Here is a 22,938-nt window from a genome sequence, read left to right on the forward strand (position 1 = left end):
GTGGGCTACTGCATAAATCCTCTTTGTACCCAACGTTATAATCCTGATAGCGCTGAAAATTGTTTAGCATGTGGAAATCCATTGATAATAAACGGGCGTATTCGTTTGCTACGCCCGTTGCGTTCTTTGGAGCAAAATCCATATACTTACACAGATGTCTTTGAAATTGAGGATATTGGCACAGAAGAACATCCTCAGCCTCAAATAAGAGTAATGAAAGTATTAAGATGGATTGATGATTCTAAGTTAGTTGAGCTACTTAAAAGAGAATCACTCATATTACAAATCTTAGACCATCCTGGAATTCCCAAGTCTAATAGGGAAGATTATTTCACATTTAGGCTGAATGATAATCTTCTAGAACTACATTGTCTAGTTATGCATAAGTTTGAAGGAGAGAATTTAACTCAGTGGGTACAATCTTATGGACGAATTAGCCAAGAAATGGCCTATGAATGGTTATTGCAGTTGATGGAGATTCTTGATTTAGTTCATCGGTCTGGTTTCTTCCACAGAGATATCAAACCAGAAAACATTGTTCATCAACCCGACGGGAATTTAGCACTTGTTGATTTTGGTGGAGCAAGACAGCTTAGTAGAACCTACTTTGCCAAAGTCAGTACCAGTGGAGGAACTACTACAGGATTCGGTAATGGTTACGAAATAACTGCTGTTAGGACAGCTTGTTACTCTCCCTTAGAGCAAATTCATGGACAAGCCGTACCACAGTCAGATTTTTACGCTTTAGGTAGAACTTTTGTTTACTTAGTCACAGGTATTTCTTTAATTGAAATCAAAATGGACGAGCAGACAGGAAGACTAATTTGGAGAGATAAAGCACTTCACATAGATAAATTTCTGGCTGATTTACTTGATGATATGATGGCTCCTTTTGTTGGGCAGCGCCCACAAAGTACTCAAATAATAATACAGCGTTTGGAGCGCTTACCTAATCAATCAAAGTTTAATCGAGTAATTAAATCAAAGCCGTTTCAACTGAGTGTGTTTGTATTAGGTTTACTAAGTATTGTTGGTTTGATATATGCATCCCTACCTCTAGTAGCAAAATATTATTTAGATTCCGGTAAAAAAGCTTATAAAGAAAATCAAATTGACCAAGCTGAGAACGATTTTCAAAAAGCAGTATATTTGAATACTAGCTTAAAATACACAGTAGCAGATTATTTTTTAAATCAAGGTAAAGAAGCTTATAAAGAAAATAGGATTGCTGATGCTGAAAAAGACTTTCAAAGAGCAATAAAGTATGAACATAATTTAAATAATTCAGTCTCAATTTTTTACTTTGAGAAGGGTTTACAGCATCAAAATAACCCTAAGATTGCTAGAAAAAATTACGAGCTAGCTATAAAGTACAACCCGAAAGACGATACTGCGTATAATAATTTAGCAATTGCGTGTCAGCAGTTATATGACTATAATTGTGTTAACAAAACTTACGAAATAATTTTTAAGTTAAAACCTAATAAATGGGAATCACATTACGGATTAGGTGATTTTTATGATGGACAGGGAGAATATGATTTAGCAGAAAAGCAATATGAAATTGCTATTAGAAGTAGCGACCAAGCTATGTTTGCTGTTGCGGCTTTAGCAAGATTGAAAAATAAAAAGGGTGATCATATAGCAGCAGCTACTTTAGCTTTAAAAGGTTTGCAGAAAACTAACAATCGGGAATTACAAGCATCGTTGTATAAAGATTTAGGATGGGCAAGGTTAATGGAAAATAAGTTAAGTGAAGCCAAAAAATATCTAGAAAAAGCGACAAAGTTAGATAGCGAAAGAACAGATGCATATTGTTTGCTATCTCAAGTAGAAGAATCATTAGGTCAATTTAATTACGCCAGAGCTTATATAGATGCTTGTATCTTGACTAAATCTAGTCTACCAGAAGTGTTTCGCTGGAGACAAGAGCTGCTAGACCGCATACTTGACAAATGATAAGATGCTAAGAAAATTTCTCTTTGTAAAACAATGAAAAAGCTGATGTTTTTTAGGGGAATGTGCTGTTTAACTTCTCTAATACTAATTCATCTACCATTGCTAGCAAATGTACCGCTCATAAGAGTAAGAAGAAATCAGGTTCATTGTGATCCACAAATGGGAAGGATAATAAGTAAGGGTAACAAGCACTTGTCAGCAGGGAGCTTAATTTGTAAGGGAGATACAATAGAAGTTGTGAATGGTGATTATGTAGAAATTTTATGCTTTAGTTCTGGAAACATTTTAAAATTATCTAGTGGAACTATTCTTCTTGATAAATGTGCAGAACCTGACGAAACCTTATCTACTTGCAATCCAACCAATACTAATGCGTGTCACATACGAAAAGGTGGCACAGAAGGGAGCGATGAGCCAACAATCATTTCTCCTTATAGCACATCAACATTGAATTCCCGTCCAGAAATAACTTGGACTCCTGTTAAAGGTGCTACTTTTTACAAAGTCAAAGTAAAAAGTTACGAGTTTGGGTGGGAAAAAGTTGTAAATCAAACTCGGCTTGCCTACCCAGGTGATGAAAAAGAATTTCAACCTGGGACTCCATATACAATATATGTTTTTGCTTATAAAGATGGTGAGGCTTTTAGCTATGATGAAACGTTTGTGGACGTATTGTCTGTAGTTTCCCAAGAACAAATTGCACAAAAGATTAAACGCATCAAAGACTTAGGGCTACTTCCAGATGAAACTATCCTTGACGTAGATGCCATTTATACGGCAGAAAATCTTTTAAATGAGACAATTGAGATGTTAAAAATGGCAACAGAAACTAATAGCCAAAATCCGACTCTTTACAGAGTACTGGGCGATCGCTATCTGAAGGCCAAGTTGCCAAAGGAGGCGAAACTCGAATACATCAAGGCAGCTGAGTTAGCGAAAAGCAGTAAGAATTCCAAAGAGTTACAAAAAGCCCAATCAGGGCTAAAATCAGTGGAATTTTACAACCAGCTTCCAACCAGGAGGAACCCACCCCAATAATAAGGCTTCTTATATTTAGGATTTGACAGTAAACTCAATTGTGCCTGACGTAGTGCTTCTGCTTTTGGCAAGCCATTGTTCAAACCTTTATAAAATTCTTGCATAAGCAAAGCGGTAGAATCGGCATCCACGCGCCACAAAGTAGCAACAGTACTACGCGCTCCTGCTTGAGCAGCCATTCCTGCAATACCCATTGCTGACTGCTTGTTGCCTTTAGCTGTTTCGCAGGCGCTGAGAACAAGTAACTCAATTGCATCTTGACTATTTTCAGTTTTACCTCTGATTAAGCTGTCAAAGTCCCTAATATTAATTAGCTTGTCATAGGCAACCAGTACTGTTTTCAGTGGGTCAGAACTAAATTGACCGTGGGTAGTAATATGTACAATAGGAAAATTATTTTGAGTTAGTTCTTCTTTAAACCTTTTAAGGGTAAACTTCTTGTCTAACAAGGCAACTGACGATTTAGTTTGTTTTTCTACATTTTCTATTTCTTGTTTAGATGGGAGCAAATTCTCCATATTTTTAGGTGCATTTGGATCTATAGAACTAGGGCTTAGTTTTGATAGTCCAGCTATTAAAGCTATCATCTGGTTTTCATGCAAGACTCTAGGTTGTCTAATTCTGGAACCTAAAGTTTCTGCAATACTGTAACGCTCTATTAAATAATGTTTTCCATCATATAACAATGCCATTGGTATGCTTTGGAAAGATTTATCTAAAGTGAATACGAGTGTTCCTGATGGGGGTAGATATGTTTTTATTGGTGCAATTAGCTTTTCATAAATTCCTTGAGAAGAAGTAGTAATGCTACTTTCACCTACTTCAGAAAACTTTTCATTTTGTAAAGCTTCTAAAAGATGATCTATCTGGAATCGAACTAATTTAGATTCAATAGAATGGTGGTGAAGTGAGCCATCTGTTGACTGAGCAATTACTTCTATAGTATCCCCTAAATCAATAATGTGAATAACTGTTGGGGCGCTATTGAGGTTCTGAAGCTGATTCAAAGCAACAAGGTCAAGCTTGCCACATCTGAGAAAGTTTTCTAAGCGTGCTATCTGTAATCCTTCATTTATCTCTATTACTTTTTTTAAATCAGGATTAGGTGATGTTAAGAGCAATCGCATATAATTACGATATGTCGGCTCCATTTCTGACTGAAAAGAGAACTGTAAATCTCCGTTAGTTGACAAAAGGCTATCACGAACTTCAGTCATATTTGCGATTGCAGCATTATAGTTCTGAATCGCTAACTCAGTTTTTCCCTGCTTTTGGTAAATTAGTCCTAACTGTTGCTGCCATTGGTAGGCGATATCCGAAGCCCGAATTGATTGAGCGAATCCTAAAGCCTTCGTAAAATACGCCTGCTTTTGTTCTATTTGAGTTGATAATTTACCCAAAGTACCAAAACTATAGGATAACCATCGGATACTATTAATAGTTTCAGCCATTTTCAATGCTAATTTAGCATATCGAATCGCTACTGATTTCAATTGTTCATCTGGGATCTGGCTGAGGTTATTAGCAAAATTCAACCGAGCATGAATAGATGGCTCAGGTGATAACTCCAAAAATGCAGAAGAGTTGTCATCTATTTGATTTACCAATACTCGAATTTGTTGATTAACCTTCTGATGGAGGTTTGCTTGATTTGGTTCGTGACTGAGCCATTTTTCCCAACTGATCAGTAAAGTTAAGTGATTCAACTGAGCTTGCAGTTTAGCTGATTTTGAGATATTTGGGATGTTTTCTAGTGTTTGGTAATACCAGAGTGATTTTTGCGCTTTTTGTGGAATAATATTAGCAATTTGCTCTCGAAAAAGTGGTTCCTCTATCCAAGAATATTTATCTTGTAATTGCTGATAAATTGTCTGTTCAATATTACCTAAAGACAGATAAATCCCACTAATTTTTGATGAAGATACAAGTTTTGCTAGCGTTAACGTTTCTTGTAGAACTGTTTCAGATTCATTTAACTTTCCCAAAATCCGCAAGACTTCTCCGAGATTCTGTAATCCAAGTAAGTTAACCGATGTTGCTTCCTGCTTACCAATTAATGTCGTGAGTTGCTCTTTTTGAGTAAGAGCAGGTTGCTGCAAAGTCGTGTCGCAAATACCTAGATTTGTATTAAAGTTTAAAGCTTCTAAAAGTGTATTGCAAGCTTGTTTATGTAATCCTAATGCTTGGAAAGCAAGGTTTTGATTAATCAGGCTTTCCGTAATTCCCTCTTGGTCGTTTAGTTGGCGATATATTTTGGTAGATTCCTGCCAAGTTTTTAAAGCTTCATTCGCCTGATCTAGAGCTAATTGTTCGTGACCTGATGAAGTCAGGGATGCCGCTTGATTTTTGAGAAATTCTTTTTCTTTTTTTACAGTCTGGGCAGGGGAAGAGGATTGAATTAAAATTAAAGACAGCCCTAGAATGCCTGAGAAAATATATTTAAAGCAACATTGAAGTGAGATCATTTTTATATCTTTTTACCACAGAGATCCTGAAAAACAAGAACTTGCAGACAGTGAAGCATTATCCCAGGTTGGATTTGCTTGGTCTGTTGTCAAAACTAAATTTCCTTGAGAATCCCGAATCAAAACGTTGGCTTCTATGATTTGTGTAGCTTGGTTACTTCTTAATGATTTTGGATTATGTGAATTATTCAAAGCTCGAACTGGAACAGAGTTACTTTGCTCAACATTGTTAGACATCAGGTTATTAGGCTTAGATTGGAGATTACGAGTACTACTAACTCGAAAACTATTTACTTCTGTGCCTGCTCGTGCCTGACAAACTGGGGTGATTTTAGGAGTTATTGGAATTACTTCTGCTTTTAGTTGACTAGGGGTAATGTTAGTATCAGCGATGTTATATTGAACAGTACCGTTAATTCCGTACTTGGAACTAGCTGTTATTAAGCTATTAAGGGAAAGGAATAGTCCCTTAGCATTAATTGTGATATTTCCACCACGACCCTCAAAGGCATTTGCGGTGATGCTGCTATTTTTTATTGCAACTAGGATATCTGTGTTGATAGTGATGTTGCCGCCGTCGCCATTACCCCCAGCAGTCGCAGTAATGATACTGTCACGTAATTGTAAGTCACCAGAGTGTAAGAAAATGTCGCCTCCTTCGCCCTTGGTGCCGCCTTCTGTGCCAGCTGTGATAGTACCTCTGTCTAGATTGATACTGTCTGCGTTGATTCGGAGGGTTCCTGCATTTCCTTGTCCTGGCTGAAAGTTGAGATTTTTTGGAATTTTTTCACCACCAATATTTACTCTCCCACCATCAGTGACAGTTAATCGTTCTGCTTCGATTGTCAGATTTCCGGCCTTTCCAGTTCCTCCAGTTCGAGCTGATATTCTGCTAGGAGAATTACCAGTTAATGACTTTCCGGTTACTTGCACTTCTTGGTCAGCAGTTATAGATACGTTGCCTCCCGAACCCTGCCCAAATGTGCCTGATGATATCACTCCTCCAGAGCGTAGACTCAAGCGCGCAGTTTCAATCTTGATGTTACCGCCAGAACCGGTAGATCCTCGTTGGGCCAAACTTGTTATGGAACTGCCTGCATTCGCTGTTGGTTTTCGCAGCACTTCTACTGAATCATGAGCTAAGACCTCTATGGAACCAGCATTTCCGAAGCCATACGTACCAGCAGCGATCCCTGCTCCATCCCGGATATTTAACCGCCCAGTTTCAATATTGATGTTGCCACCAGATCCGGTAGCTCTTGGGTAAACTAGGCTCGATATACCAGTGTTGAAAAACGAATCAACTTCTGGTAATCCCACTAAGTTCACTGAATCTGAAGCATTAATTTTCAATGTTCCCCCCGTTCCTGCTCCTAATGTGCTGGACTCAATCTGAGAACCACCGCCTAGCATTAGCTTCATGGCTTGTATTTGAATATTGCCACCACCATCACCACTGGCATCAACTGCTGCTGCTCCAGACAACTGGATCTCTCCAAAGGCTGAGATGCCTGTATATCCCAACGTCCAGCCTTTATCTGTAGGAATCAGATTGACCAAACCCGCTCCAGCCACGCTGCCTAATTCAATCTGTCCCCCTGTTGTTTTAAGCGTTCCACGTGAGAGTAATATATCACCGCCCACCAAAGCTAAGGTTTGATTTGGCTGCACGCGCAGACCAGAACTAGTATCTATGAGGTCTGAAGTTTTTCTTATACCTTGGCCGTCTCCAAAGACGCGAATATTTCCAGCATTTGTCCCAAATCCTAATCCCACAGGCACGCTCACTGTCAACAGAGGTTCTGCACCACTAAGGGGTTTAGCATCGAAGGAGATGCCATCAGCAAATTTAATATTACTAGCAGTAGTGCCGAAGAACGAGCCCCCAATATTCAGTGAAGCATTCGCCCCAAAAATAATCCCATTGGGATTAATAAGAAATACGTTGGCTATGCCGTTAGCTTGAATTAAACCATCAATATTAGATATTGAGCTACCCGTCACTCTTGTCAAAATGTTTTGGATGTCTGGGGCATTTTTGAAGTAAACTGTGCTTCCTGTGGGCACAGAAAACTGTCCAAAGCTATGGAACAAATTGCTTCCGGCTTGGGTTCCTCCCGTTATCGCACTGGTATTATTACCCTCTCGTGTGACGCTGGAGTTGATTCTTAGGGTTGCATCGGGAGCAATTTGTGCCGCAATTGGCTCCCAAGGCAATAGACAAAACAAGGTGCTGCCCTTAATAAGCCAGGATAAAGCTTTTGTCATAAATCATGGTAAAAGTTTCTCGGTTGGTCTCTAAATTCTTTTTAGTACAGACTTGCACCCTGCACCCGAATGATTAACAATTATACAGATTAATAGTAGCGGTAGCGTCTTGTCAAATTGGATTGGAAACAGAGGCTTTTTCTCTAGTGGTAAAACTGTTAATATTTTCTAAAATCCGAACGAAAGTGATCGGGAGCAAAATACGTTTGTGGATTTATCAGTAATGAACAGAAAACGTAGTGAGTCCTTTAATGAAGTTGCAGAAATCTATGATGCAGCACGCCCTAGTTATCCATCCCAATTGATTGAAGATGTAATTGAGATGGCTAATCTTACGGATTCATCTTCAATTTTAGATATTGGAACAGGGACAGGTAAGGGAACTGTTCCATTTGCTGAAAAGGGCTACGCTATCTACTGTTTAGAGCCAGGTGAAAGACTGATTGCAATAGCATCTCAAAATATGCGTTTATATCCAAAGGTGATATTTGAGACAGTTACTTTAGAGGATTGGAACTTACGCCCAAGCGCCTTTGATTTAGCAATATCTGCCCAAGCCTTTCATTGGGTAAATCGTGAAAAAGGGTATCCAAAAGTTGCACAAGCTTTAAAAGAAAAAGGTTATATTGCGTTTTTTTGGAATTTTTCTATTTTACCAGATACTTCAATATTTCAGGCGCTTAAAGAAACGTTTCAAAAATATGTACCTACAGCAATATATAATGCTAAACCATCCTCAGTTGAATCACTAATAAAAAAAAGAGAAAACTGGATATTAAATAGCTTTTGTTTCAAAAACCTAGTGGTCAAACAATATCCTTGGTCTATTAATTATGATGCAAAACGATATCTAGGTCTTCTGAAAACTCAAACTGTTTATCAAGAATTTACTGAAGCTGAAAAGCAGGATTTCTCTGATGCTATTATACAGATATTAAATGCTCACGGAGGATATGTTACTAAACCCTATTTATCGGTTCTTTTCTTTGCTCAAAAAATTTAAATTAACCCCTTCATTCTAAATAAAACTCAATACCAAGTGTGGGTTACAACTCATCCCAAACCCGATACGGAAAAACTACGGTTTTCAACCTAGATGAGATTTATATAGTCACCCCAAATCCAATACTCTCTGTCAAATAATCAAGCATTAGCCGTTGTTTTACGCGTGTGTTGAAGGGGGTATTCCTAAGAATACGCCCAAACAGTATTTTGTTGTTGTAATACCTCTGGCGTAGTGTTTTTTTTGATAATTGGTCTATGAGATTTTTTGATGAGTTTTATATTTGGTAGTGCTTTAAGGCTGCAAAATATAAAAAGCAATGAAAAACCCCAACCTGTTTAAAGGATGGGGGCATAAATAAAAAGTCTATATTTCCATGATGACACAACTCAATATTTGTTCGACTGTTGTCAGCCTGGAGGTGGAATAATGAACAAACCACCATCCAGACGTAAGAAAATTACCCCTGCGACATCTGAGGAACCAAAGCTAGCAACCGACTCTGTGAAGCAAAATACTTTTGAGCAAGATAACCCAGCTTCAGCAACGATTACGGTTACTGCTATTGAAGTTACAGAGTTGACTCTTGAAGAACAAAGCTTACGCTTGCAATTTGAACGTCAGGTAGAAAGGGCATTTTTGTCAGCAGGTCAGGCGTTGATGGAATTGCGGGACAGACGGCTGTACCGTTCCACGCACCAGACATTTGAGGAGTATTGCCGCGATCGCTTCAATTATAGTCGTGATGCAGCGTACTTAAAGATTTCGGCTACTGTGGTTTATGAGAATCTTCAAAAGTTTTTGCCGACCAATGGTCGGCAAATTCCAATGCCGACCAACGAACGACAATTGCGCTTTTTGGCGAAAGCCGAGTTGGAACCGGCTGTGCAAGCGGATGTATGGCAGCAGGCAGTAGAGCAAGCTGGCAATAAGATTCCATCCGGTCGGATCGTGAAAGACGTGGTGGACAGGATACGCGAAAGTCCGAAAGTACCCAATCCTTACCATATCGGTGAAATATGCATTCTTTTGCCAAAGGATAACCCAGACTTGAGAGGTAAAGCGGGTTATTGGGGCGTAGTCAGCCATGTTGGAGAATACAGTTGTACAGTCCAGACATGGGACGGTGACTACACGGTAAAAATCGAACACCTGAAATCACTGGAATTGCTTGACGAAGATTGCCAATTCATGCAGCAGTTATGTGTGAGATTACGGCAGTTGCATCAAGTGGCGACCCGTGACGAGGCTGTGGATTGGCTGTTGCAGGGGTTGGGGAAACAAGCTAAACCTTATTTATCTTCGTTGCAGGCAAAATTGCTGGCAACTGTGGAACGAGAGTACAAAATCGAGTGGAGGCAACAGAAATGATGGTGCAGCGAGGAAACAATAATTTAATGCAACAAAGTTTACTTAACGAGTTCACTTTCAAATATTTCTCGCCACAATTCAAATTCAGGACAATTGCACCAAAGGGTAACGAACCCATCAAAAAGTTTAGTTTCTGAATTTTGAACTCCCCTTGGGAGAACTTGGATCAAGATAGGAATATCCAAATCACATTTCCAATTTTCTATTTCTTTTTGAATTTGGGCAATAGTGTCTTGATGGAATCCTCGGTCGTTGTTGGAACACTGAACAAGTAAAGATCCATTATCAGAATCTTTGACTCGTTTGATCGAGAAATTAATCTGCGTCCACATTGATTGGACTTCATTGAAAATATTAGGCAAACCATATTGATTGCCTAATATTGCCTTGGTTGAGTCGATGGGGGATATTATTCCCCGCACCTCTCAGTTAGATCCGTGCGTACCCGTTTCCGTGTACACGGCTCCCGATGTTCTTAACTTGTGCTTTTGCTCATGTGTTTATAATCGTGGCAGCTCTCATGAATTGCTTCCAGATTGTTTTTCTTCCAGTTGGCGTGATTTCCATCGATGTGATGCAGATGAATCCGTTCTTCATCGATGAATTTTAAACCGCAGGAAGCACATCTATGGTTTTGCTTTTTAAGAGCTTTAGAGGTTTCGCCGTCGTAGAGCTTACTATTTCGTTCGCTCCAGTAGGCTGTATCTCCGTCATAGGGTGATTTAGTTCCCTTGACAGAAATGTGTTTGTTTTCGGAGTAGGAAACTGTTGGAAATGCTTTGTCTAGTAATTCCTTGCTAGAATCGCGGTTTTGCTTGGTTTCCTTGTTGAGTACCGTGTAAGCTCTTTTTTGGATGTAGTATAACGAGTTTCTAGACCCGTCCATCTTGCAGAACTTATGGTAATTTCTCCACCCTCTAACTACCGGGGCTAGTTTTTCAGCCTTTGTGGTAGCACCATAATTCGAGTTGTTAACGATGTGTTTTACTTTCTTACGGAATGCTTTGAAGTTATCCACAGAGGGACTACATCTGAACTTACCGTTTTTCTGGATTTTAAAGTGCCAGCCGAGGAAATCAAACCCATCTGTCGCGGCGGTAACTTTGGTTTTCTTTTGGCTTACATTCATTCCGCGTTTGCGGAGAAACTCGCTGATTCTTTCAAGTATCTCTGTTACATCATCTTCGGGTCGAAGTATAATAACCATGTCATCCGCGTATCGGACTGATGGCTCGGTGATATCACTAGCTGAGGTTTTAGCAGTGATTCTCTGTCCTTGATTCTCATGGTACCTGTGTATACTCTCAATCCCGTTGAGCGCGATGTTTGCTAATAGTGGGCTGACCACTCCCCCTTGAGGTGTTCCCTGTTCGGGGAATTCTGGGTTGACTCCAGCCTTGAGGCATCGGAAGATACCGATTTTTAAACCTTTTGGGGCGATGAGTTCGCCCATTATTGCCGAGTGATTAATCCTGTCGAAGCACTTGTCGGGTAGGAAGGAGGTGTCACCACCTCCGAAACCCCCCTAAGAACGTAGCGTGACAGTTTCCCATCACTACGCTCAAGCCTTATTTCTAGTCCGATTTCTTGGATTTTGAATGTTCCAGTTTGTGGCATGGCTTATGCAAGTGGATAAGGTTCCAGGTGTCATCTGTTCCCTCATCCTCCACCGGAACTATGTGATGGACTTCCAGTTCCTCGCCGTTGAGTAAAGTTTCACCGCAGCTTGGGCATTTCCATTCCTGGTTTTCGGCAACTATGAAATATTTACTTCCTTTTGCCCATTTGTTTTTGCCCATCTTCTTGTTACGGTTTTCCCAGTATTCTCGGAGTTCAGGATTATCTGGAGAGGCGCTTCCTTTCACCTTGATGTGACGTACAATCTTGGTTGAAGCAACGTTAAATAGTTGCATGAGTTTAGAATTGTTTCGACGGTCTTTGCTGTTAACAGCAAAGACCCAACTTCGTGTCCCGACTTGGTGAAAGTACTTAGCTTTAATCCAGTTTTTTGCTTTGTATGGGTGTCGTCGTTTAGCCCAACGCCAGAGATATTGCCACACACGATAATCGATGTAGCTAAAGGTTTCTTTGCTGACTCCACCTCTGTAGTAGTTAGCAAAGCCTCGGAGAATAGGATTGAGTGTGGATATGACTGCTTCCTGTTTTGCACCGTTTAGGGATTTGACTATTTCGCCGATCTTCTGGCAGAAGTTAAGAACTTTTGATTTAGAAGGCATGAATAGTGCCTTCCCCTTGAATGTGCGTAGTTTGAAGCTGAGGAAGTCAAATCCATCCTCTGTGTGAACTATACGTGTCTTCTCCTCGCTTAATTCCAGGTTGCGGTCTAATAACCATTTCTCAATTACCTTTTTCGCTTCTAAGATGTATTCCTTAGAGTTTGCCGTAATGATAAAGTCATCAGCATAGCGAATTATCCCCATTCCACTTCGGGATTTTTCTCCTAATGGATGATTTTTGGTAGGCGGGTGCCGATATGGTATTGCCTTAACTACTGTTTCCAAACCGTGAAGTCCGATATTGGCAAGTAGGGGGCTAATTGCACCACCTTGGGGAGTTCCTTGGATTGTTTCGTTAAACGTTCCTTTATCCATGAAACCGCATTTTAGCCACATTTTAATGAGTTCTCGTCCTGGTACTTTACCTATAGAGTTCTCAATGTTGCTGTGAGAAATGTTGTCAAAAAATCCTGAAATATCTGCGTCTAGAACCCATGAGTCTCCCTTTTCGCTTTTGCCTGTTGGTGCAATTCTCGTGAATGCTTGTTCGATAGCATCGGCGCAACTCCTTCCAGGTCGGAAGCCGTAGGAATTTTCTTCAAAGACTGCCTCCCATTCTGGTTCTAGTAAGTTTTTGACTACTGTTTGCATGACTCTATCTCTCACGGTGGGGATTCCGAGAGGACGTTTCTTTCCATTTGATTTGGGTATGTAGATTCGCTTGGTTGGTTTGACCTTGTGAGTCCCGTTTGCCATTTCTAGGAAGAGTTTTACACGCTGCTGGGGGAGTGTTTATTACCTCCTTATCTATCCCAGCCGTTCGCTTTCCGGTGTTAACCTGCGTAATTTGTCTGATGCTAAGTAGTAGGTTTGACTGACTTCGTAACATTAACTTTTGAAGGCGGCGGAGCCTCCGAAAGTTACCAAGATTTCGGGCGCGAAAGATTCTGTAACGCAAATTCTTCACAACTTTGATTGCTTTACGCCAGTTAATCAGGCTCCAGTTTTCTAGCCGCTTGCTATCTCCATTTATTAGGCGTTGTCGCATAATATCTAACTTGTAATAACAATTAGGTTTCTGTTGTTAGGTATCTCTTTCGCATAAGACCAAGAGTACATCTGCTATTGCTTTCGCTCAGGGCAAATTATTAGTCCCTATCCTAACTATTACAGTTAGGCATTCGCTTCTTACTCCTTCCTACTCCCTCCAGAGGTTTGACCATCTCTCCCTTTGCTACCCCTTTCGGGACATTAGTTGTTCTAGTTACTTGAATATCGACATTCTCAAGACTCTGTAGGGGTTATCCTGTTGTATCGGTTGGTTGTAGCGCCCTCTTTAGGTGGTGATTATTCTGCGACGGGTACCAAATTCACACGAATATACGAATCGAAACCGTATAAACTTCCCGTTACACCCTGTCAGCCTTTAGGGTGGTCACTCGATAACGCAGTTTAGACATCACTTCAATTTACTTCACCATAGAAAGCATCCCTCTAGCTCCCTACCCGCTTTAGGCTAGTAGTTAGGGCTACATTCGTCGTCTGCATATTCCAGTTGGATTTCTCCTTCTTTCTGACGGGACTGTTTCCAGTCTTTTACGTAAGGGTAGGCGGTGTGAATCGCCTAGAGGCTCGGAAATCGCATCTTACGGCGATTCTTCCCCAGGGAAGACCTCAGACCAAAGTAGAGTCGGATTCGGCTCTAAGCCTTTCCTAGCAGGGGCTAGGCTCTACTAACCGACCAGTTCAGGTCGCACCTCAATATCGAGTTCAATTACTCGCTTATTTATTCCGTTGACTTTGGAACTGAGGTTTAGGAAGATGTACTTTTGTGCATCATGGGCAGAGCGCCCAGTTCTGAACCCGTAACTCCTGGCGTGGAAGGTGGCTTCGTGTGCTGGTTCGAGTGCGTATTTTGCTAGGCATTGCCAACACCTATCCGCGATGGTTGGTATCTTAAGCATTCTGGTAGTCCCGTCCTTCTTGGGAATGGGGATTTCCCGTAGTCCTTGATGCTTCCAATTTCCACTATTCATTCTCAGTGATTCTTCAAGGTTGAAGCGTTCTTCAAATGAGAGGGATTTCTTACCATCAATACCAGCCGTCTTTTTACCAGCATTTAGCTGAGATACAAGTCTAATTGCAAGAAATCGAGCCGAGGTTGATTTTAGAACAAGCTTTTGGAGTGACCGCGCTTTCCGCTTGTCTCCAACTTGAACCGCTTTAAATACGCGCTTTTGAAGGCGGAAAAGATTTCGGCGGAATTTCTTCCACGGTAGGGCTTTCCAAGATTCACTAGTATGTCTACTGTGTCTAATCGTTTTCTCTTCTGGAGTTTGTATTTTCTGAACACCTCAGTCCAATTACGGACTGTCCTACCCTAACTGTGGGGATTCATCCGCTCGTCTGGTTTACCTGAGATTCGACTGTCTCAAGACCCACAATTAGTTTTTATTCGTTCCCTCGGAGAGATTGATTGTTCCGTTAGATGTAGCCAATTCAACTACTGGATTCCCTAAACTCTTGCCGTTACCCGCAGAATGTTCGGCGGGAATGAACTCCAGTGAGGTCAGGGATTTTACGTTGCGCCCTGCCTGCCGAATAAGTCGCTTTTATAGGCTCGGTTTCATCGTGGGAACTCCCTATTAGCGCCAGTGTCAACCCGCAACGGTCGTCTGATTGCGCCCTGTTCCCAGCTTCACTCTACAAGAACCGAGCTTGTTCGGTGTGGGCAGATAAGGAGTCAATTCTGAGTCTGAATGGCAAGACTTGCACTTGCATCTGACCGAGAGTTCAGCCTTTTAATGACAGTAATCTGCTGTCGGACTGGCTTAGTTGTGTACGGACTGATTACCGTGATTCACTAAACAACGAATCGCACGCGGCGTTTCGATTCACCCATAAGTCCCCCTCAGCAATACAAATTTTGACAAGGATGACGAAGAAGATAAGGAATCTCCTGACGACGAGTAAGCTCAATAGCGCTCAGACTAACCCTCTGGGTGTTATTAACTATTAATACTATTGTAACGATAAATCAAGGGTTTCAAGTATTTTGCATTTGCAAGAATTGGGAATTTTGCTTTCACCGTATCTGTCATCCTTGCAAGCTTTGCTGCTGGTGGCTGTTGAGAGAGAGTACAACCTTGTGTGAAAGCTTAGTAGAGAATTAACACCCATTTCTAGCGTTTTTAGCAAGCATAATTTTCCCTGTGATGTAGGCTTGAGTGATTGCTATTCGCCGTAACTTGCCACTGCTAGTTTTTTCTAGTTGTCCTGGGCGAATGAAGAGTATATTGTCCACAGGGATTTTAATACCCAGCTGGTTGAGAACAATCTCGCTGACTTGGCGCTGATGGTCAATTAATTGCTGAAGAACACTGGCCTGTTTGGTTTCTATCAAGACAATAATGTGGTCATTAGCCTGAATTGTCGCAACTTTGCTCGGTTGTACAAACGGTAGCGACTCTATAGCATGTTCAAAATCGCTTGCAAAATAACTTTGACCATTAATTTTAAAGCGATCGTTCAGCCGACCTATGACGAACAACTCACCCTCGCTAAGTACACCCAAATCACCAGTAGGGAAAAAACCATCACAATTGTAAAAAGGGTGTTCGCTTTCAAAATAATTATCGACCAAAGTCCCGCTTCTGAGTTCAACTTCACCAATTTCACCCTCATGGCATAAAAGACCATCTTCAGTTCTTAAACGGATATCAAATGTACTCAACGCTTGACCTACGGAAATAGCTTTGCAGCCATTTGCCAAAGTCACAATCCGGGGAACATCTTCTAACTTACAGCAAGAAATCATCAGGACTGCCTCCGCCATGCCGTAGCAAGGCTTAATTGCTGTAGGTTGCAATCCATAGGGTGCAAGCACTTCCAAGAACTGATGTAGTTTGTCTATATTAATTGGCTCACTGCCATTGAAAACCATTCGTAGCTGGGTCAAGTTTAAGTTGGCAATTTCTTCTGGATCGGTAATTGCCAAGCGACGGAGACAGTAGCTAATGGCAAAATCTGGAATAACTGCGATCGCAATCTTTTTTTCTGACAGTTCGCTCAACCACTCCACAGGATTCATCAAAAAATGTATTGGGGTACTTAGGTGCAAGTTATGCCTCACGTATAGCGTTGTGAGCAAAGCACCGACTAATCCCATATCGTGATAAAGTGGCAGCCAACTTGCAGTTGCATCACTGGGTCTATTTTGAGCATGGTTAGCGATCGCCTGCATTTGTGTCACAATTTTCCCATGAGTGACTGGAATTCCTTTGGGGAAAGAAGTCGAACCAGAAGAAAACTGCACAAAAGCAATATCAGTATCTGTAATTGTTGCAAAATTTGCTGATTCTTGGGGCTGAATATCTGTGTCTGGTAACTGTAGACGCTGGAGGCTCAATTCTAAACTTCTAATACTAGGTGCTTCCAACACAAATTCAGCTTGATATTGGGTTGTAACCTTCGTCAAAAATTCCAGGTAGCTCTCTTTAACAACACCCATGCTGTAGGGTTTGACTGACAGTGGAATTGCTCCCAGTCCAACTAAAGCAAAGAATGCAATAATCACACCTTCGGTTGTTTCAAAAGGAAACAGAATCCTTGAGCCAGCTGCCACACCCGTAGCCCGAAAGTACTCCATATAGGCTGCAATCTTCTGGTACATCTCACAATAGGCGAGAAACTTAGACTCAGCAGCGCGATCCTGTCTTAAGAACAAGCCCAAGTGTGAGTCAGTATTCTTGAGAGCCTGAATCATTGCGATCACGGTCATCGACAGCTTAGTTCTGGGTTGTAAGTCTTGCATTGTTTTGACCTCAACCATCTTGTTGCTTATTTTCATCGAGAAAATCCTGGAGAGTTCTAAGCGATCGTTCAATTGAATCAATGAATGCTACTTTCACAAGAGCATCGGCAGCAACCTTTGCAGTTCCGTTTTTGAAAATCTCAATAAATTGGTGAAAAATTACTTGATAATAGTAATTTTCCTCCGTGTCTTTGAGTTTCGTAATAATCTTGACCTCTCCAGGTAATATTTCATGGCTATAGTTGACTTCAATACGAGCAACTACAGGAATAATTCTCTGTCCGTGAAATAAGTTGTGATGCTCAAGCCATGACCATCGCCCTGCTTCTAGGTATTCGAGAACAGTGGCATTATTGACGTGACCCAAACTGTCAAGGTCATTTGGGCGTACCTGAAGTTTTAGGTTAACAGCTTCAAAGTTCATAAGTGGGTTGGCGTGAATATTTATTATCAAGGCAAGGTAGAAGGCAGAGGAGCCACTACGTTGCAGAGGTTTCCTCCTGCCAAGTCGCTGCAATCATGGCTGGGGAGAGATAGCCACAACAGTAGACACATAATCCCCACTGTGAGATATGGAAAGGTGAACAGTCCAACCTTGAAGCTGAAAATGCTCTGCCAGTGAACCGTAAAATTCAAAGTAAGGTGCGTAACGGGAATTATGTCGCACTTCTACATCTGTCCAGTAGAAATTAGGGGCTATTGCTAAAGCCTTAAACAAGGCTTCTTTAGCTGAAAAAGTACCTGCCATACTTTGGAGAGAGTTTTTACTTTGGCTGAAGTAAAGACACTCAGTGTTTGTAAAGAAAATGCCTGGAACTTTCAAAGCTTCAACTGTTGTTAGTTCTGCAATCAGTTGAATATCGTGCCCCAGTCCAATTAACATCCCACCAGATCCAGCCACTTCTGTTCAACTTCAGCCGCAGAATTTACCTGAATTCCTGTAATTTGTCTGAGAGCAGAAAATATCAGACTTTGTTTGCGCTCAATATTGTCTGGCAGAACCATCTCATACTTGATGGAATCCCACCAGTTGACGTGAGAATCCCGCTGCTCAAGATGTTGGCGGTTACTACCATAAAGTTCGCCCCCTTCTCGCACAAACAAGTGTGCAACAGCAAATGCGCCTTTGGGTGAGTACTCTTTACTATCAACTAAAGCTTTGGCAAAACTTATGAAGTATGTCATGTGCTGCGATTCATCAGCAGCAATTTGCTTAAATAGCTTTTTCAATCCAGGGTCTTGAGCAACATTAGCACACCAAGAGTAGTTAACCGTGGCTGTAATCTCTGAAATCGCTAATAATACTAGTGTTCTGAGCATGTCATCATCGGGAAAAATCTTCCGAAACTCAATGAGAGTCTCGTCACTGACAGGTTCTAGACTGAGTAGAGTCGATAAGCGATTAAGTGTGGTTTCGTGAAAGCTTTCTTCCTCATTCCAGTAACGACTCCAAGTACTACAAGCTTGCATAATGCTTGCTAAAACTGGATTGCGATCTTGCCAACGACGACACTCAGCATCAGCCAATCTAGCCAAGCGATCGGCTCCTGGCTTGGTAGTCAATTCTGCACGTCCAGCATTCCAGAGATTAGCTTTGTCAAATTTATTCACAGCCTCCAGGTTAATTGCACCAATCATTTCCACTGCACTCCATCGGCGCTTTTCATGGAAATAGTGTTGTTCCCATATTAAATCAACTAAAGAGCTTCGTTGCTCGGCAACAATTGCATATAAGTTACTGACAATATCAGATCGAGAAATTGTATTTACCATAGTGAAGATATTTGAATTTAATTTTTAAGTTTTAGAGGTTGTTTGAAAAGCCTTGGTGACTGGAAGTCGCGGCTACATAAACAAAACCCATCTACCTTTCTCTTCGAGACGCTGACGCGTAGCTTGTTCTCCGTTCGCGTTAGCGTCTCCGTTAGGAGAAGGAGTACGGTAATGCCCGCCGTAGGATGCCCAAAGGGCTGTAGGGCAAACGTGAGTTAAAAAGCTGGTTGTAAAACTAAAAATGAAAATTTTTACCACTACCCTTTATTCTCTAGACTCTATTCTTCAAAAAGTCTTTAGATTTAAAATTTATCATTTTTAGGTCAAAGTATTAACTGTATCAGCTTCATTTAAAAATGCTTCTAATACATCTGAAATAGGTGTATCAAGAGAGAAAGCTGGCAAACGTATTTGGACTCCATACTGCTTTTTCAGCATATTTGCAGTTTTGGCGAAAACCTCCATCAGATCGATGCTGTTATGTAGGCGATCGGAACGAGCAATAATCGCCGATAGCGTCAAGTCATTTTCAAAAATTTCTGCAATAGATAAACCAACATTTTGGGCAAAAATCTCACAGATATAGTCTTTCAAGATTTGAAACTCCTTTGTTGCGGTATTACAGTAAGTTAAATGCTGTTAGTTACAAGTTTTACTTAACATTAATAGAAAATTTGACGTTTATATGCTGTCGATTACATACAGTAAGCTCAATTTAGCACATTTAATAAAGTTTTAGCTGCGTATTTATACTAAAGATGAGTTCCTATGTGTCCAATACGGTTCGCATAAGCAGAGGGGGAAAGTTATTAAAATTTATCTTCCCCTGCTTCTCTTCTCCCCCTGCTCAAGAACTGTTCGCCTCAGCAGATAACTTTGTTAACCGAACCGTATTACCACCTCCGACTTCCGACTTCCGACTTATGAATGCTTTACAAAGCCGTTGAAGATGGCCGAAGTTAGAGAGCTTTTCACCCAGACATTTTGATTGTGATAAAAATCACCACGCTGTTCTAATGTAAACCCACCCAGCAATAACCCTAACCATACTTCTACCATCGGCATTTGCAACACACGTTGCAGTTTAACTAAAGAAATCTCATCTTTGACATTTATCAGGTAGTTAGCGATCGCGCTCTGCCATTTTTCCACATTTTCGTCTGATGCCAAATTGCGAACATCTTCTAAAGTTGTTACCTCATCAAGCATTGCCAAAACATTCGCTTTTTCAACAGGTGCTGCTACAGAATCACCTAACTCAGTAGGAGATGAAAATTGGTGTGGGCCATGTGGTTTAAAGGTTTGTGGTGTTTGCGGTTCAATCAAATCATCTAAATCCAGATGCATTGTTGTCCGCACTAGACCAGCAAAGAGATCGGTGCTAACAATTGGCCCCAAAAGACTATTGTGATCACGGGTATCTTGCAACAGGACTTCGGCACGAGACTTGAGAATATCCGCAATTTGACTGAAGGCAATACCTGCGGTTGATAATTGGGTTTCAATAGGTAAATCATGCAGTTCTGTATCCAAGCACTGCCATACTGCATCAAGGGAAGAAGTTGGTGGAGATTCGGACAACTCATCTAATACATCCCAAATTGTTAATTGACGATATGTGGTCATCTCTACGATTGTGGATGCAAGGGGCAAGGCCGCACTGGGCAGTAACTTGAGGTAATCTCAAACATATCCTTATATTGATATAGTGAAACACTATATTGTTTTGCAAAAGCCTGTAATACCTGATCTGTATAGGCGCGGATCTTGCCAGCCGTTAGTCCAAAGCAGTGAATTGGTTCTAAGCGGCAAACAGGTTTTTGCCCCAGCCAGAGTTCTGCACCCAACGCGTGTAATGGTTTATCCCCCGGTTCTTTATACAAATACAGTACTGCAAAATATGTTGCTGGGGGTTCGACTGCGATTGCATCAATTTCTGCTGAATTATTCTGGGAGCGGTGGCGATAGAATGAGCGGCGATTGTGGCAGACTTTTGGATTCCAACACCCATCCCCTGCTGTTCCATGTAAAACTTTAGCTTGGGCAGTTGGTAACTTGGCACATAACTGACACTTGGGATCTAACGGCTTGGGCATCGTTTAGTCTATTAATATCCTCCGTAACATACTTCCACACCTATAGGGCGGCTTGGGTATGCGAGTATGTCACTTTTTGTTGTATCTACTAAAATCTGGTTGCGGATAAAATTGTTCTATACGTTTTTTTACTGTCTTACGTAGTTTTTCTTGACAAATAGGACAGTTCGTAAACATATTGGAAGCATCTGAACAACTAATTGTTTGACCACATAAACTTAATACATGAGATTGTTCATGCCCTAATTCTGGTACAAAGTGAATAATTTTTTCAGAATTAGACATAGTTTGTATTTCCTTAATTCAACGTATTCCTCTCCCTCTAGCCGATGAACATCCTCTACTGTTCTGCCTCCTCACCGATTGCCCGATAATAAGCAGCGATTGCCGCCTCTTGTTCACTCCGTAAAGTATACCGCCGAAACGCTTTCTCGCTTTGATGTCCTGTTAATTTTCGTGCATGGCTGGGGTCAACTCCCAATAGCAATAAGTCAGTAGCGTAAGTATGTCGAAATGAATGAGGGTGCAAATCCTCAATATGAGCTATTTCAGCGATTTTTTCTACAGCGAAGTAAATCCCGTGATAACTCAAGCGTTCACCCTTGTATGAAGCATGGTGTGAAATCATCAGTGGACTAAGGCTGGACAACACCTCTCCTTGCTGTTCGCGCAATTGTAAATAATCTGCCACGACTTCCCGACTCTCTTTTCGCAGTGGAACTAAGCGTGGTTCATTGGTTTTGGTGTCTGGTAAAAATAGCAGCTTGCCATCAAATGAGCCAACATTTAGCTGCACAACTTCCCCAGCCCGGAGTCCATGACTGAGAATGTGAACCAGTGCTGTATCCCGTTGCTTTGTTTCTCCCAGCAATTCCAACGCTGACCAAACCTGTTCCATTTCTTCAGGGGTTAAACTCTGGGCTGGTGGCAGTGGTACTTTTTCCAGTTTTATCCCCAGTGTAGGATTAGTAGCAATAATTTCAGGATACGTGTAACACATCCATTTGAAAAAGCTTTTGAGTGCCGCAATTCCCGCATTAATGCTGCTTTTTGAAAGCGGTTTACCAACATCAGTCCGTATTTCATCACGGAGATATTCTTTATATAGCGCAAGATGACGTGGACGCAGTTCATGATAGTGCAGCTCACTCCAAGCCAAAAACCTTTTGAGTTCGCGTTCGTAAAGCTTGCGGCTGTTGGGTGCGAGATTGTTGCTGCGTAAAAATTCCAGAACTTTTACCCACCGAATATCGGTGGGTGGTCTTGTAACTCTAGTATGCCCAGAGAGCGATGCAGTTTCAGCGTCCAGAGGAATAAGTTTAATCGGAGGTAAGTTATTTAGTTCAGGGTTATTCACAATAATCTTGCGCGATCGCACTCGGTAGTTCTGAATTTAAAAGTTCAGTATACCCGATCGCGGTTGAAGACAAAATAAGATACCCTTATCTTTTATCCGACATAAAATACGATTAATACCTTTTCTCCAGACAGCTAAGTATTTAAAGTGTTATTTTATACTTTAAACACTTAGGCTTAGTGAAATTTTGCCGCAGACTAGAATGGCACGCTTGTTAATCGCAAAGCCCTGATATAACAAGATTTTTGAGTGTGGGAAGTGTGGGGAGGGTGGGGAGAAAGAGGAGAAATTGAATAACTGCACATCAATGAACGCTGCATTGCCCTATATTCACAGAGCGATGGCTTCTCTGCGAGAGGCTCCGCGAACGCTCGCCGCAGGAACCGCACTACGACAAATGGCGATCGCTCGTTTAAAATCATTAGTACCAATCGAAACGTGCGAGAGAATGCTGGGATTGTTATCCATGTCGGAATCCTCTATCAGTTGAGGTGGATGTGGATGTGCCAGAGAGCCGATTGGTGATTTGCTGCACCCTAACACAACTTGATGAAACGA

Annotated in this window: 18 protein-coding genes and 2 pseudogenes; 4 read left to right on the forward strand and 16 right to left on the reverse strand. The window is 41.3% G+C overall.

Going from position 1 to position 22,938, the window contains the following annotated elements; genetic code table 11:
- Positions 1-1,959: 4-Cys prefix domain-containing protein (locus tag FD724_RS39450; RefSeq protein WP_256874813.1), on the forward strand; the 1,959-nt coding region annotated here is incomplete at its 5' end.
- Between the two features lie 159 nt (positions 1,960-2,118).
- Positions 2,119-2,997: a M48 family metallopeptidase gene (locus FD724_RS39455; protein ID WP_179076982.1), complete on the forward strand. Its 879-nt coding sequence runs from the start codon at positions 2,119-2,121 to the stop codon at positions 2,995-2,997.
- On the opposite strand, the gene FD724_RS39460 is transcribed toward FD724_RS39455, so the two are convergent.
- Together FD724_RS39460 and FD724_RS39465 are read right to left on the reverse strand one after the other, a co-directional pair.
- Positions 2,958-5,462, reverse strand: coding sequence for a CHAT domain-containing protein (locus FD724_RS39460; protein ID WP_179076983.1), 2,505 nt, complete (start codon positions 5,460-5,462; stop codon positions 2,958-2,960). The two genes, FD724_RS39455 and FD724_RS39460, sit on opposite strands and share 40 nt — an antisense overlap.
- Positions 5,463-5,474: 12 nt before the next feature.
- The gene (locus FD724_RS39465) at positions 5,475-7,730 is read right to left on the reverse strand and encodes a filamentous hemagglutinin N-terminal domain-containing protein (RefSeq protein ID WP_179076984.1); all 2,256 of its coding nucleotides are present in this window, start codon (positions 7,728-7,730) and stop codon (positions 5,475-5,477) included.
- 208 nt (positions 7,731-7,938) lie between these two features.
- Between FD724_RS39465 and FD724_RS39470 the strand changes: the two genes are divergently transcribed.
- Together FD724_RS39470 and FD724_RS39475 are read left to right on the forward strand one after the other, a co-directional pair.
- Positions 7,939-8,733, forward strand: a complete 795-nt coding sequence (locus tag FD724_RS39470; RefSeq protein ID WP_179076985.1) for a class I SAM-dependent methyltransferase — start codon at positions 7,939-7,941, stop codon at positions 8,731-8,733.
- A 429-nt stretch (positions 8,734-9,162) separates the two neighbouring features.
- A complete protein-coding gene (locus tag FD724_RS39475) occupies positions 9,163-10,104 on the forward strand; it encodes a hypothetical protein (protein WP_179076986.1) in 942 nt (313 codons plus the stop codon).
- Between the two features lie 475 nt (positions 10,105-10,579).
- Here FD724_RS39475 and FD724_RS39480 read toward each other — a convergent pair.
- From FD724_RS39480 to FD724_RS41605, 14 genes and pseudogenes are all read right to left on the reverse strand, one after another.
- A pseudogene (locus FD724_RS39480) lies at positions 10,580-11,593 on the reverse strand (group II intron reverse transcriptase); the annotation flags it as partial.
- 85 nt (positions 11,594-11,678) lie between these two features.
- On the reverse strand, positions 11,679-13,097 hold the full coding sequence (gene ltrA / locus FD724_RS39485; protein WP_306297136.1) for a group II intron reverse transcriptase/maturase: 1,419 nt from the start codon (positions 13,095-13,097) through the stop codon (positions 11,679-11,681).
- Positions 12,997-13,389: a reverse transcriptase N-terminal domain-containing protein gene (locus tag FD724_RS41840; RefSeq protein ID WP_306297137.1), complete on the reverse strand. Its 393-nt coding sequence runs from the start codon at positions 13,387-13,389 to the stop codon at positions 12,997-12,999. Before FD724_RS41840 ends, ltrA begins: the two co-directional genes overlap by 101 nt.
- 709 nt (positions 13,390-14,098) lie before the next feature.
- Positions 14,099-14,659 (reverse strand): annotated as a pseudogene (locus FD724_RS39490) (reverse transcriptase N-terminal domain-containing protein); the annotation flags it as partial.
- A gap of 851 nt (positions 14,660-15,510) precedes the next feature.
- Positions 15,511-17,190 (reverse strand): AMP-binding protein, encoded by a 1,680-nt coding sequence (locus tag FD724_RS39495; protein WP_256874814.1) that lies wholly within the window; start codon positions 17,188-17,190, stop codon positions 15,511-15,513.
- Positions 17,165-17,578: a thioesterase family protein gene (locus tag FD724_RS39500; RefSeq protein WP_179076987.1), complete on the reverse strand. Its 414-nt coding sequence runs from the start codon at positions 17,576-17,578 to the stop codon at positions 17,165-17,167. Before FD724_RS39500 ends, FD724_RS39495 begins: the two co-directional genes overlap by 26 nt.
- A gap of 93 nt (positions 17,579-17,671) precedes the next feature.
- Positions 17,672-18,055 carry a holo-ACP synthase gene (locus FD724_RS39505; protein ID WP_179076988.1) on the reverse strand — a complete coding sequence of 128 codons (384 nt, stop codon included), beginning with the start codon at positions 18,053-18,055 and terminating at the stop codon, positions 17,672-17,674.
- A complete protein-coding gene (locus FD724_RS39510) occupies positions 18,031-18,927 on the reverse strand; it encodes an acyl-ACP desaturase (RefSeq protein WP_179076989.1) in 897 nt (298 codons plus the stop codon). The genes FD724_RS39505 and FD724_RS39510 overlap by 25 nt, the downstream gene beginning before the upstream one ends.
- Before the next feature lie 318 nt (positions 18,928-19,245).
- Positions 19,246-19,521: a hypothetical protein gene (locus FD724_RS39515; RefSeq protein WP_179076990.1), complete on the reverse strand. Its 276-nt coding sequence runs from the start codon at positions 19,519-19,521 to the stop codon at positions 19,246-19,248.
- Between the two features lie 327 nt (positions 19,522-19,848).
- A complete protein-coding gene (locus tag FD724_RS39520) occupies positions 19,849-20,553 on the reverse strand; it encodes a hypothetical protein (protein WP_179076991.1) in 705 nt (234 codons plus the stop codon).
- A gap of 2 nt (positions 20,554-20,555) precedes the next feature.
- Complete coding sequence (locus tag FD724_RS39525; RefSeq protein WP_179076992.1) at positions 20,556-21,023, reverse strand: hypothetical protein; 468 nt, start codon at positions 21,021-21,023, stop codon at positions 20,556-20,558.
- 69 nt (positions 21,024-21,092) lie between these two features.
- Positions 21,093-21,308, reverse strand: a complete 216-nt coding sequence (locus FD724_RS39530) for a hypothetical protein (protein WP_179076993.1) — start codon at positions 21,306-21,308, stop codon at positions 21,093-21,095.
- 55 nt (positions 21,309-21,363) lie between these two features.
- Complete coding sequence (locus FD724_RS39535; protein WP_179077019.1) at positions 21,364-22,383, reverse strand: site-specific integrase; 1,020 nt, start codon at positions 22,381-22,383, stop codon at positions 21,364-21,366.
- A gap of 327 nt (positions 22,384-22,710) precedes the next feature.
- On the reverse strand, positions 22,711-22,848 hold the full coding sequence (locus FD724_RS41605; protein ID WP_256874624.1) for a hypothetical protein: 138 nt from the start codon (positions 22,846-22,848) through the stop codon (positions 22,711-22,713).
- Positions 22,849-22,938: the final 90 nt, after the last annotated feature.

The sequence above is a fragment of the Nostoc sp. C057 genome, assembly GCF_013393925.1.
GTDB classification, from domain to species: domain Bacteria; phylum Cyanobacteriota; class Cyanobacteriia; order Cyanobacteriales; family Nostocaceae; genus Nostoc; species Nostoc muscorum_A.